The 12719-nt window shown below is 47.1% G+C and carries 8 protein-coding genes and 1 rRNA gene; 7 read left to right on the top strand and 2 right to left on the bottom strand.

Annotated features, from left to right (window positions below; translation table 11 throughout):
* Positions 1-299: 299 nt before the first annotated feature.
* The 3 genes from F453_RS0108935 (at position 300) to F453_RS0108945 (ending at position 2823) form a co-directional block, all read left to right on the top strand.
* Complete coding sequence (locus F453_RS0108935; RefSeq protein WP_018967712.1) at positions 300-668, top strand: BlaI/MecI/CopY family transcriptional regulator; 369 nt, start codon at positions 300-302, stop codon at positions 666-668.
* Between the two features lie 140 nt (positions 669-808).
* On the top strand, positions 809-2041 hold the full coding sequence (locus F453_RS0108940; RefSeq protein ID WP_018967713.1) for a M56 family metallopeptidase: 1233 nt from the start codon (positions 809-811) through the stop codon (positions 2039-2041).
* 266 nt (positions 2042-2307) lie between these two features.
* Positions 2308-2823 (top strand): energy transducer TonB, encoded by a 516-nt coding sequence (locus tag F453_RS0108945; RefSeq protein WP_244869415.1) that lies wholly within the window; start codon positions 2308-2310, stop codon positions 2821-2823.
* Positions 2824-3584: 761 nt separating this feature from the next.
* Here the strand turns inward: F453_RS0108945 and F453_RS0108950 are convergent.
* Positions 3585-4814 (bottom strand): GH25 family lysozyme, encoded by a 1230-nt coding sequence (locus F453_RS0108950; protein WP_018967715.1) that lies wholly within the window; start codon positions 4812-4814, stop codon positions 3585-3587.
* Positions 4799-5806 carry a trypsin-like peptidase domain-containing protein gene (locus F453_RS0108955; RefSeq protein WP_018967716.1) on the bottom strand — a complete coding sequence of 336 codons (1008 nt, stop codon included), beginning with the start codon at positions 5804-5806 and terminating at the stop codon, positions 4799-4801. The genes F453_RS0108950 and F453_RS0108955 overlap by 16 nt, the downstream gene beginning before the upstream one ends.
* A gap of 290 nt (positions 5807-6096) precedes the next feature.
* Here F453_RS0108955 and F453_RS0108960 point away from each other — a divergent pair, with 290 nt between their 5' ends.
* The 4 genes from F453_RS0108960 to F453_RS0108980 all read left to right on the top strand — a co-directional run.
* Positions 6097-8190, top strand: coding sequence for a glycoside hydrolase family 97 protein (locus F453_RS0108960; protein WP_018967717.1), 2094 nt, complete (start codon positions 6097-6099; stop codon positions 8188-8190).
* Between the two features lie 1045 nt (positions 8191-9235).
* Complete coding sequence (locus F453_RS0108970; protein WP_018967719.1) at positions 9236-11515, top strand: hypothetical protein; 2280 nt, start codon at positions 9236-9238, stop codon at positions 11513-11515.
* An 11-nt stretch (positions 11516-11526) separates the two neighbouring features.
* Positions 11527-11718 (top strand): hypothetical protein, encoded by a 192-nt coding sequence (locus F453_RS0108975; protein WP_018967720.1) that lies wholly within the window; start codon positions 11527-11529, stop codon positions 11716-11718.
* Positions 11719-12464: 746 nt separating this feature from the next.
* Positions 12465-12719: ribosomal RNA gene (locus tag F453_RS0108980) — 16S ribosomal RNA — on the top strand; the annotation flags it as partial.

Consider the following 12719-nt stretch of genomic DNA (forward strand, 5'->3'; position numbering starts at 1 on the left):
TGGCACTACAAAAGGCTTGTAGTGGGGCTACAAAAGGCTTGTAGCGAAACGTTTGATGTGTAAGCGACATCTTAACGCTTTTCTCTCGCTTTGTTTGAAGATGTTTTTATTTAAATATATATGCTTCATTTTGGGTGTTATGCCTTTTTATTAATAGGTTATTTTATATTACGATAAGTTCGTAATTTATTGGATTATAGTGTTAAATGTATTTGATTTAACTATATTTAAGACAGTCAATCTTGTTTGAGTTACGAAAAGTTCGTAGATTTGCAATGTGAATTAAATGTTACATAACAATGAAAATAGAGAAGCTTTCAATTCAAGAAGAAGAGGTGATGCGCTGTGTATGGCAATTGGGCAGATGTAATATCAAGGCCATTGTCGACCAATTGCCATCGCCTGCACCACCTTACACCACGGTGGCATCTGTTGTTGGCAACCTCAAACGTAAGGGTTATGTCGCAGCACAACGTAAGGGCAACGGATTTGAGTATGTGCCTGCCGTAAAGGAAAAAGACTATAAGCGGCACTTCGTATCTGGATTTGTTCGCGATTACTTCAAAAACTCGTTCCGTGAAATGGTATCGTTCTTTGCACAAGAAGAAAAAATATCGCCCGACGAACTGAAAGACATTATCGACGAGATAGAAAAAGGCAACAGTTGACATGCTCGGGCTTAGCTTCATCGCATGTTTTCTCGTTTCCCAAATATCTTTTTGAAAGTGTGCCGGTATCCTCTCTCCAAGGGTTTTCTATAACCCCATATCGTTTTCATTACCTAAAATTATCCTAACAAACTATACCCATGCTGATGTATCTGATTAAGGCTAACGTGGTGTTGGTGGTGCTTTTCGGCTTCTACCAACTGATTAGCGGCGGCGACACCTTCTTTAAATGGCGGCGCTTGTCACTGCTGTCTATTTACGTTTTGTCGCTGTTGTTACCCACGATAAACCTTGCGAGCGTTATTGACGATGGTTCGCCTGTGGCTAACATCTTGCCACGCATAGCCTACATCCTGCCCGAAGTGACGGTGCAACCCCTGCCCGAAGTCTTCGATTGGCAGCAGTTCATGATATGGATGTATGTCGCTGTGGCCCTCACATTGCTCTTGCGGGTGTGTTGGCAGGTTGTTATGGTATGCCGATTGGCCTTACGTAGCAAACGCCTAATGCTGCATGGCACCGCGGTTTACGTGTTGGCGGGCGATTGCAGTCCCTTTTCCTTCTTCCGTTGGATATTTGTAAATCCCGTAGATAAAACGCCGTTGCAGCTTCGGCAGATACTGACGCACGAACAAACGCACGTGGCGCAGTGGCATTCGGTAGATGCGCTGTTGTCGCAACTCTTTGTCGCCGCCTTTTGGTTCAACCCCATAGCGTGGCTTATGCGTGTACAAGTGCGCAGCAATCTTGAATATCTGGCCGACCGCTCGGTGCTGTGTGAGGGAATGGATAAAAAGGCCTACCAATACCATTTGTTGGCGGTGGCCTATCGAAAGAATGTAGCTACAATAACTAATAATTTCAATGTATTACCTTTAAAGAAAAGAATTAAAATGATGAATAAGCAAACATCCAATCCGTTGGCACGCTTAAAGTACCTACTTTTCGTGCCGTTGACCATCGCTTTAATGGCTATGAACAGCTCTGTAATTAGGGCGAACGTACAGAAAGAAGAGGTGAGGGAAGCACAAACAGTAAAGAAAGCTGCACCAGACAATAAAGTGTATGAGGTGTGCGAGCAAATGCCTAGTTACGTTGGCGGGCAACCGGCGCTGATGAAATACCTTATAGAGAATGTAAGATATCCCAAAGCAGCAGTGGAAGCTAAACAGCAAGGGCGCGTTGTGGTTCAATTTGTTGTCGAGAAAGATGGGGCGGTAAGCGGGGTTAAGTTGCTCAAGTCGGTAACCCCATTGCTCGATGCCGAGGCAATAAGGGTGGTTAAGGCTATGCCTAAGTGGAATCCTGGTAAGAAAGACGGCAAACTTGTACGCGTGAGATATGCGTTGCCTGTGTCTTTCAGGTTAAGCTAGGGGGCAAGTAAGGTTGACAAGTTAATGAGTTGACAGGTAAATGTGGGGTTGGCTAGTGGCTTTCTCCCATCTTCTTGTTGGTTCGTTAACTTGCCAACGCATCGCCTTTTTCATCGTTTAACGGCAGGTTAAGCTGCTACCTTAATAAATAATACGAACGTTTTCGTTAAGCCAAATGAACAATGTCGAGCTTGATCGGACATTGTCATGACGAGAAAACGCACTTTTCGAGGAACGAAAAAGAACCATTTAATATTTTAATGAGTATGAAGAATAAACAAAAAACAAATCTGTTTGCAGGTTATAAGTACCTGTTTTTTGTGCCATTGGCTTTCGCCTTGATGTTTATGAACAGTTGTAAAAGAAAGCCGAAGGTGCAGAAACAAGAGGTGGAGGGCACAAGAGTCGTAGTGAAAGCAGAATCGCCCGAGGATACAGCACAATTCAAGAATGCTGAATCAACGGAGAAGATGTATGTGGTGGTTGAGCAGATGCCTGCTTTCCCAGGTGGAGACGCTGCATTGATGAAGTACCTTTCAGAGAATATCAAGTACCCCAAAGCAGCTGAGAAAGCTGGAGAGCAAGGCCGCGTTGTGGTTAATTTTATTGTAGAGAAAGATGGGGCGATATCTAACGTAAATGTAGTTAGGTCGGTAACGCCAACGCTCGATGCAGAGGCGGTAAGAGTAATAAAGGCTATGCCCAAGTGGGTTCCTGGTAAACAAGACGGCCATTCTGTGCGCGTGAAGTATAACGTGCCTGTGTCTTTCAGATTACAATAGTGAGACGGCTAGGCTGGTAACATTGACGAGTTAATGGGTTGACAAGCGAATGTGGTGTTGGCTAGTGGCTTATTCCTACGCGAGTTCGGGATAAGAGGAATTTGTTATATCAACTACCGCGTAGCGGTTGATCTGTTGATAGGGCAGGGTTGGGAGCAACGGCGACCTACCCTGCCTAAGTTGTACGTGAGCAAAGCTAGGCCGAAGGCCTTGGTCTTTTTTCGTTTGAGCTATCTGTTTTGGGAAAACCAATGGATAAAATGCCGTCATTCGTCAATAACATTTGCCTTCATATCCGTCTATCGACTAGACGACAGATGCGGTAAACGTAAAAAGACCAAGGCCTTCGGCCTAGCTTTATTATTCCATATGCAAGACAGGGTAGCTCACTTTGTTCGCAACCCTGCCCTATCAACAGATCAACCGCTACGCGGTAGGTGGTGATATAGCCATTCGTTTTTTATCTAATCTTTCTCAAAAGGCAACGTCTTTTATCCCGGCACTCGCGTATTCCTATCCCCTTGTTGGCTCATTAACTTGTTTACGAAATGTCTTTTATTGTTTAATGGCAGGTTAAGCCGTTTCCTTAATGAGATAATATGTAGGGCTATATAATAAATAATGAGTAAGAAGAATAAGCAAACGCCTAATTTGTTTGCAGCCTTTAAATGTCAGCTTTTTGTGGCATTTTCCGTCGTCTTAACCATTGTCTTCGCTTAGTTCCTCTAAAAACAAGTCCTAATATCACACGAAGTGCCCACTTACAACTTCGCCTTAAACTCCTCGAACACTTCTTTATAGCCATTAAACACGTTAATGTCTACCTCGCCTTGTATGCCTTGCACCCGCCCGTCGGGGCATAGTTGCCAGTACACCAAGTGAACATCAGGCTTGTATTCGCCATAACGAGCAATCCAGATGTCATAGTCGCGCTTGATGTCGGGAGCTAGTGGCAGGTAGCGATTAACAAACTGCTGACTGATATAAAGAATGGGACGCCTCCCCGTTCGTTGCTCCACGATGGTGAGCCAAGTGCGAACTGCTTTGAAAAGCACCTCTGGCCCGCCCATCTTAGCTATTTGTTGCGGACTGGGTTCCACATCGAGCACAGGTGGGAAGTCGCCTTTCGAGATGTGCGAATGGCGTAAGAAGTGGGCCGCTTGTGCAGCAGCGGGCGAGTAAATGGAGAAGAAATGATAAGTGCCAACGCTGAAACCGTGGGCGCGAGCTTGCTTATAGTCGGCCTTGTAAAAGGGATTGAGCAGTGATTTGCCCTCGGTGCTCTTGATATAGATAAACGATATGGGATAGTTTACTTGCCCATGAATGGCCTTTCGGCTAGCCGTGCCCAAGTGGGTGATACGTAGTTGGTTCCATTTGATGGGGTACACGCGCTTCTTAATAACGTGTTGGTATTTCGAAATGTCGATGCCATAGATACGTTCGGTGGTATAGGTGAGGCGTTCGCCCAAGTATTGGCCTGCCTTCCATTCGCCCACCTTCACCTTGGGGTGTGCTGTAAGGGCAAATCCCTTACCCGTTTGGGCGTCGTTTTCCCAACGTCCTTCGTAATAACTACCGTCGTTACCCGTATATTCACCATGTCCCCAGGCCATCATCTTGCGGTTAAAGCTACCCACGTACACGCCCTTGCCATCCTCGCGCCGGCCACTCACCAGCGTGTCGGCGTTCCATCGTCCCGTTATTTTTCGTCCTTTGGCATCGAAGGCGGTGCCCATTCCCTGCCGTTTTCCGTTTTCCCATTGCCCTGCATACACCATGCTATCTTTCAACCACAGCACGCCATAGCCATGACTACGGCCATTAAGCACTGCGCCTTGATAGCAAATGTTGCCTTTTCGCTGCAACACTTGCCCCGTTCCGTCGCGGTTAAGCGTGCTGTTCTCGAAGTGGCAGGCAGCGAAAAGCGCCATAGCCAACAGTGCCGAGAGCCAAAGATAACGTTTGGGATGGTTTATTTTTCGTTCCATAACAGTTTGGCGATGATGTGACGGGGCACTATACCCCTGCCGTTATACATTCCCACGAAACGCCCCCATGCACTGAATACGGGCGAACCAGGCTGACCCAATGCGGTGTGCATGCGCAGATGGGTGTCTGCCTCTACGTTTGCCACCCACACGGCTGCACTGTTTTTAACGGTGTCCAACGGCTCTAAGCCCAGTCCTGGAACGCTTGCTACGCGCACTTCACCCGTTGCCGACATGCCCCAAGGTAAGACCGAGATGGTGCTTGCACGCCAAGGTGTTTCGCCATCGATGGTCTGTAGCAGGCACAGTCCCCATTGTAGGTCTTCGCGTAGGCATTTGGCGGGCAGCGTCTTGCCGTCGAAATGCACGGCGTAACGCGTGTGGCGCAACACCCGCAGCTGTTTTTCCTTGCGTAGTGCAGCGAGCCTTTTACCCACTTTCTGCACCTCGGTCAATCGCATTTTCAGCTTGTGGGCGTAGGCCACGACGGCCGTATAACCTTCGTCTTGCATGCCATGCACCTTAATATAATAGTCGGTTTCTTTTATTTCTCGTTTCAGTTGTTTTTCTTGGACAACCAGTTTCATTAGCGTTTTCTGCACCATGGTGTTGGCATCGGCGGGCAATGTCCCCTTATTGGCTGTGCCTTGGGGCATGGCGGTAACCACTCGGCCACTGCACGAGGGTAGCAATGCAAACCTGTTGGTCCAAAAACCAGAGGTAAGATGGGGCGTTAGGAGTAGGGGAGAAAGGGTTGCAGAAGGGGTGGCGAATGTGCTATCAGGAGCTATTTCGGCAAAGAACACCATCTTGTCAGCACTTGCGCCCACGGTGTACCATAGGTTAGCCTCCACAACAACAACGCTATTGCGCATCTGTCGTTGTGAAGAGAAGCAGCACATAATGGCATAAACCAGCACGCCAACCAGCAAAATGGCGCCCACAAGGCTCCATGCCATGCCCTTGCTTATCCTTCTTTTCTTTCTTTCCATTGTTCGATTTTTAGACGTTTTACGCCCATCTTGTCAATTCTTGATGCAAAGTTAATCTAAAAATCCTAAATCCCCACGTCTTGTTTGGCGAATAATCCTCCTTTGGCCGAATGGGGCAAGGTGGGTTTCGCATTCATTTGCATACTTTTTTCGCACATATATATAGGAGTGGCATGCCGTTTTCGACATTTTATTTTATCTTTGCAAATAGAATGTGTGACGGATAATGAAGGTACATTTTCGGAACGAATATGTTTTTACGATACGATAATTCAATAACTAGCAACGATATGAAAAGATTTATTTTATCTGTATGTTTGGTGCTGTTCGCCGCTTTCAATGCCATGGCGCAAGAGGCAGCGTCGCCCAATGGCAACGTGAAGGTGAAGTTTGCACTTAATAATTCGGTGCCCACCTACACCGTAACCTTCCGTGGTAAGCCCGTAATCAAGCCCAGCCGATTAGGATTTGCGCTGGTAAAAGGTGGCGACTTGCTCGACGGATTTACGCTCGTGGGCGAAGAGAAGGGTTCGGCCGACGAGACATGGACACCCGTATGGGGCGAGAACCGCACCATAAGAAACCACTATAACGAAATGCTGGTGCGCCTCGAACAGAAAACCACCCAACGCATGCTCAACATCCGCTTCCGCGTTTACGACGACGGGGTGGGCTTTCGCTACGAATTCCCACAGGAAGGCAAGCTAAACTACTTCGTGGTGAAGGACGAACGCACCGAGTTTGCCATGGCAGGCGACCACACGGCATGGTGGATTCCGGGCGATTACGACACCCAGGAGTACGAATACACACAGTCGCGACTGAGTCAGGTGCGACAGCTGATGAAGGGGGCGATAACCGACAACATGTCGCAGACGACCTTCTCGCCCACGGGCGTTCAGACTTCGCTGATGATGAAGACGGCCGACGGACTGTATATCAACCTGCACGAAGCGGCGTTGGTTGACTATCCGGCGATGAACCTCAACCTAGACGACCGCGAGATGGTGTTCACCTCGTGGCTCACGCCCGACGCAACGGGTGCCAAGGCTTACCTGCACACGCCCTTCCGCAGTCCTTGGCGCACGGTGATGGTAACCGACGACGCACGCCGAGTGCTCGCCTCCAACCTCATACTCAACCTCAACGACCCCTGCAAGTATGCCGACACGTCGTGGATAAGGCCCGTCAAGTACGTGGGCGTTTGGTGGGAGATGATCTCGGGCAAAGGCGATTGGGCCTATACGCAGCAATATCCCTCGGTGATATTGGGCGAAACGGACTACACCAAGGCCAAACCCTCGGGCCGACACTCGGCAAATAACGCCAACGTGCGCAAATACATCGACTTCGCAGCCGAACACGGGTTCGACCAAGTGTTGGTAGAGGGCTGGAACGTTGGCTGGGAAGACTGGGCTGGAAACATGAAAGAGAAAGTGTTCGACTTCCAAACGCCCTATCCCGATTTCGACATCAAGGCCCTCAACGAATATGCCCACTCGAAGAACGTGCGGCTGATGATGCACCACGAGACCTCCTCGTCGGTGATGAATTACGAGCGTTACATGGACCGCGCCTACCAACTGATGAACCTCTACGGGTATAACGCGGTGAAAAGCGGCTACGTCGGCGACATCATTCCACGTGGGGAGCACCACTACGGACAAGTGATGGTAAACCATTACCTAGAAGCCGTGAAGCGTGCAGCCGACTATAAGATCATGGTTAACGCCCACGAGGCGGTTCGCCCTACAGGATTGTGCCGCACTTACCCCAACCTCATCGGCAACGAGAGTGCCCGCGGCACCGAATACCAAGCTTTCGGGGGAAGCAAACCGGGACATACGGCCATCCTTCCGTTCACCCGCTTGCAGGGCGGACCTATGGATTACACGCCCGGCATCTTCGAAATGGACTGCGCCAACGGGTCGCACGTCAACTCAACCATCTGCGGTCAGCTCGCGCTTTACGTAACGATGTACAGCCCGTTGCAAATGGCGGCCGACTTTCCTGAGAACTACCTGAGGTATCCCGACGCCTTCCAGTTCATCAAGGACGTTGCCGTAGACTGGGACCGCACGCTGTATCTCGAGGCAGAGCCTATGGCCTACATCACGGCTGCACGTAAGGCGAAGGGCACGGACAACTGGTTCGTGGGCTGCGTATCGGGCAATGCGCCCCACAAGTCGCAGCTTTCGCTGTCGTTCCTCGATAAGGGTCGCAAGTACGAAGCCACGATTTACACCGACGCACCCGATGCCGACTATCGCAGCAACCCAAAGGCCTACCGCATAGAGCGCCGCACGGTGACCGCCTCCACCAAACTTTCGCTCACCGCCGTGGCAGGTGGCGGCTATGCCATATCCATCGTTCCCAAGCGATAAGGGTAAGGCGCGTGAGGGGTTTAATCAATGTATAAAACATTGGATATATCTGTATGTTGGTGCATTTATCAGCGCCTAATTCTCAACAGATAACAAAACTCCAACTCATCGATAAGACCTAAAACACCGCTTTTTAGTCTTCCGTCTAGTTCCAGATTAAAGGTAACCTTGTTCCGGATCAGATGGAACCTTGTTCCAGTTGATATGGAACGCTGTTCCACTTCACATGTAACCCAATTCCCGCTAATCTGGAACTAGACGGAAGACTAAAAAGCGGTGTTTTAGGTCTTATTTATTGGTAAACAGATACTAAGCAGTAACAAATCTGATAAGCGCATTTTGTATCATTGATAGTTATGGTGAATAATCTCGTTTAGGGTGATATGCAATCTATAGGGATAAGTCAGAGATACAGGATGCGCCTATTGTTTAAACAACGGCATTGTTTCTGGGATTTGATAGACAACTGATTGCTCTAGATAACCATGGCTGTTGGGGTGGTGTTGCAGAACACGTTTTCAGCAAGTGGCGTAAGGTAATGGGTTGGTTACTGTTAAACGTTATGTGGCAGTTGGTTAAGTTTTGTGTGCAGGAAATACAAACGCTTATGTTCCAAAAGCTTATGAAATATGTATAAATGCGTGATGATAAATAGAATTACATCAAGTTTTGGTATAAAAGTTTGGCTCATTACGTTTTTTTTAATACATTTGCACGCGAATAATGAACAAAGAAAAGTAAAAGATGGAGAACAAACGTGTTGCCAGGAAAAACAATAGTATGGCTTATCCATGAAGAAAATGCTTCCTAGTTAACACTCCGAAACCGACAGATACAAGCAAGCTACCAAGTAAAAAACAAGGGCGTCGGCACAGGAGACAACACTAATTCATCCCTAGAAAAACGAGGCATCTGGCCTGTACAGGCATTGCTACAGTATCTATAGTACATGTCAGTTGCCCCCATGAAAAGCGCCTAATGGCGAAAGCTTTAGTCTACATTCGTCGTGCGCCATAAAAACATAACTTGAGAATTTAAGTAGATAATGATTATGAAACGAATTTTATCTTTCGTATTGTTGGCTATATATGCCTGCATTCCTCTTGCTGTGAAAGCACAAGGGCAAGACCCCACTACACATAAATGGAATGGAAATGCTGTGAACGACGTGATTAACTCCTCTGATCCAGAGAAAAAGATAGTGTATCTCTACAATGTGGGTACGGGTAAGTATCTTAATGCTGGCAGCTATTGGGGTACAGCTCTCGTGGGTTTTAGTACGGGTATGACCATCACCATCAAGAATTCTACCGTTGCGAAAAGATACCAAATGATTGGTCCGTTGAAAACAACGGAGGGCCAATACATTGCTTTCGGACGCAGGAGGGATACGCCAGGATTTGATGATCCGGGTAATTATAACAGAGCCTATGTAGATAGAGGCGTAGAATACAATACAAAAGTAACGCCAAACCCTTATGCTAAGCAAGAAAAATATATCAATGGTGTGTTGGATTGGCAGTTCGAAGAGACGTCTTTGGGCAGTAAAACTTATCGGATTAGTGTCGATAATGACGAAATGGATCAAGGAATGGGTGGCAAACGCTACTTGCAGATGACGAAGGTGCTAAAAGATAAGATTTATCCCATTAGCTACCCTGCGTCGATAGCCCATAGTGACGAGACATGCCAATGGAAGATTGTTACACGAGCCGATCTTAAAGCCGCTTTCAAAGATGTGTATGCCTCCGACGAATCGCCTGCTAATGCCACTACATTGATAGACGACCACGACTTTGCACGTGGTGATAGGGATGTGGAAAAATGGGAAGCAGCGGAAGGGTTAACTTGGGAATGGGCCAATCATAATGCCTATCTGCTAGACCCAGGAAGTGATGCCTATACATATTATGTGGGAAATGGGGCGATCACTAGCAATTATTATATGGCCGACAACGCTAGCTATGGTACGGCTAACGTAAGAAATATGGGCAATACGGCCCATGCTAATGGCAAAGTGTCTCAAAAAGTGCAGGCTTTTAAGAAAGGTTGGTATCGCGTTTCGTGTAACGGATTCTACGCTCCTGATGCAGGAAGTGGTCTCATTGCGGAACTTTTCGTGAATGTAGTGGGCAAGACAGAGGCGCATTCGAATGTAAAAACAACGCTAAATAGGTTTGCGCGTAATTTCACTTACACACTTGCCGAGTTTAAAAAGGTATATACTGAAGCCGATCGAGCTCCTGAAAAAGTAAGTCCTTATGTAAAGGCGGCTAAGCTTTTTGAACATGGTATGTATAACAATACTGTGCTGGTATATGTTCCGAATGATGCTGATGTGATGGAAATTGGCATAAGGGTGTCTAATTCCACAAAGCCACTCGACTGGACTTGCTGGGATGACTTCTCGCTCGCTTATTGCGGTACGCTCGACTTGATACTTGATGAGGGCCAAACGAGTACTAGTTATATCTCTGAACAGGTCAAACCTGGCAGAGCCGCGACAATGGTGTTGAAGCGGACGCTGGAGAAAAACCAATGGAATTCTATCGTCCTGCCCGTGTCACTCACGGTAAGTCAGCTGAAAGGAGCCTTTGGAGAAGACGTGAAATTGTCGGAATATCCCAAACAATCAGGTGCATACGAGAGGCGAATCGACTTTAAGAAGGTAGATTTAGACAAGGAAGACGACGAAGTTGTTTTTGAAGCATATAAGCTATATTTGATAAAGCCCACCAAAGATCCTACGGTAATGAGTTCGGCACAACCTTATAAGAAATTGAAGGGGGGGAAGCCTTGGCTTGCTGTAAGTGCTCCTTACTACATTATTAATAATATAACACTCGATAAGAAGTTTGAAAGTTTGCCCAATTACTCGGGTGGGATTTTGCGCAACGGCTCTACTTCGAGCTCCACAACCGATGGAAAGCTGCAATTCTGTGGCTCGTTACACAACCAAACAGGTAAGGTTGTTCCAGCCTTCTCGTATGCGTTGGGCAAAAGTTCGGCCTCAAACTATAAGTGGCTATGGCATTTCACACAGACGCCAATGGCTGTTAAGGGATTCCGTTGTTGGATTGCTACGGGCTCAGCTGCTCATTCTAAGGCTTTGCAGTTCTTTGTAGATAACGAGGAAATAGAAAACACCTTCAATGGAACTACTGATATAAAGGGTTCATACACGGAGGAAGACAACAATCTGTTCTCCGTGCCTTGTAACATATATGCCATAGATGGGAAGTTGGTACGTCCAAATGCCACGACGACGGAAGGCTTACCAAAGGGCATTTATATTGTCAACCATAAGAAGCTTATCGTAAAATAGAATTAGATCTCATGAGAACACAAGTCTATACAAAGCCATATTGTGTCGCTATCCATCTTGACTTAGAAGAACTGTTAAAGGCACCTGGTGCATCAAAGTTTGATAACGATGGTGATGGGAATAGCGACCAAAATAAGGAAATACCCCATAATCCCGACGAGATTGGGGCTAAACCCAATTACGGATGGGATTGGGACGAATAGGAAAGTTGGTAAACATGGGCGTCATGTCTTAATGGCATGGTGGTATATATAAAGATATTCCTAAGTTTTATAAACTCCCCATCGCTAGTGCAAGTCGTTAATGGAGGTTATGTTTCATCCAAAACTTGTGCTAGTGATGGGGATTTTGTATGGCAAAGGTTTATGTTGATTGGTATGGGCACATCGTAGATAGCCAGACTTTGTCTTGTAAATGACGTGAATGTTAATGACTGTTTTACTAAGATGGCTGGCCTTGGATGGCGTGAGCGAATGATGAGGTGCCGACAGTGAGTATGTCGATGGGCCTAATTCCTCAAAAATCGGCCCTATATATATAAGGTGTATTCTCCCCTCTTACTGGCTTTATGTAAAGAAACATGAAATCTTGCATCCCTTTTGAACATTTTCCTTAAAAAGGCTTGCGTGTTGTTGAAAAATGTCCTACCTTTGCATCCGCTTTCGGGAACAAAGTTGCCCGTCAGCAATATGAAAGAGTTCATTGAAAGATTTACATAGACAGTAGTAGTACAAGAGCAGACGCGCTCGTTTTTTAGATGAGCGCGTTTGGGTAGAACATTAAAGAACCGTCGGTTCTCCTTTCCCTTTTGGGAGTGGGTTAATCGATACAGGTGAGTGTAACTACGATAGATTTGGGTGCTCGTCCTGATGGGATAATGCCGCAAGGCATAAAACTTTTAGCGTTCGGGGTTTCCTTTTTGGGATTCCCCTTCATGCGCAGACATTTTACAATGGAGAGTTTGATCCTGGCTCAGGATGAACGCTAGCTACAGGCTTAACACATGCAAGTCGCGGGGCAGCATGGGGGTTGCTTGCAATCCCCGATGGCGACCGGCGCACGGGTGAGTAACGCGTATCCAACCTGCCCTTCACCACGGGATAACCCGGCGAAAGTCGGACTAATACCGTATGTTGTCCATTGACGGCATCCGATTTGGACGAAAGGTTTGGCGGTGAAGGATGGGGATGCGTCCGATTAGCCA

It is taken from the genome of Hoylesella loescheii DSM 19665 = JCM 12249 = ATCC 15930 (assembly GCF_000378085.1).
Taxonomy (GTDB): Bacteria; Bacteroidota; Bacteroidia; order Bacteroidales; family Bacteroidaceae; genus Prevotella; species Prevotella loescheii.

Excerpts from the sequence above, each read along its gene's own strand:
- F453_RS0108945 (WP_244869415.1), top strand. The coding sequence starts at position 2,308 with ATGAAGAATAAACAAAAAACAAATCTGTTTGCAGGTTATAAGTACCTG.
- F453_RS0108975 (WP_018967720.1), top strand. The coding sequence starts at position 11,527 with ATGAGAACACAAGTCTATACAAAGCCATATTGTGTCGCTATCCATCTT.
- F453_RS0108950 (WP_018967715.1), bottom strand. The coding sequence starts at position 4,814 with ATGGAACGAAAAATAAACCATCCCAAACGTTATCTTTGGCTCTCGGCA.
- F453_RS0108970 (WP_018967719.1), top strand. The coding sequence starts at position 9,236 with ATGATTATGAAACGAATTTTATCTTTCGTATTGTTGGCTATATATGCC.
- F453_RS0108940 (WP_018967713.1), top strand. The coding sequence starts at position 809 with ATGCTGATGTATCTGATTAAGGCTAACGTGGTGTTGGTGGTGCTTTTC.
- F453_RS0108960 (WP_018967717.1), top strand. The coding sequence starts at position 6,097 with ATGAAAAGATTTATTTTATCTGTATGTTTGGTGCTGTTCGCCGCTTTC.
- F453_RS0108955 (WP_018967716.1), bottom strand. The coding sequence starts at position 5,806 with ATGGAAAGAAAGAAAAGAAGGATAAGCAAGGGCATGGCATGGAGCCTT.
- F453_RS0108935 (WP_018967712.1), top strand. The coding sequence starts at position 300 with ATGAAAATAGAGAAGCTTTCAATTCAAGAAGAAGAGGTGATGCGCTGT.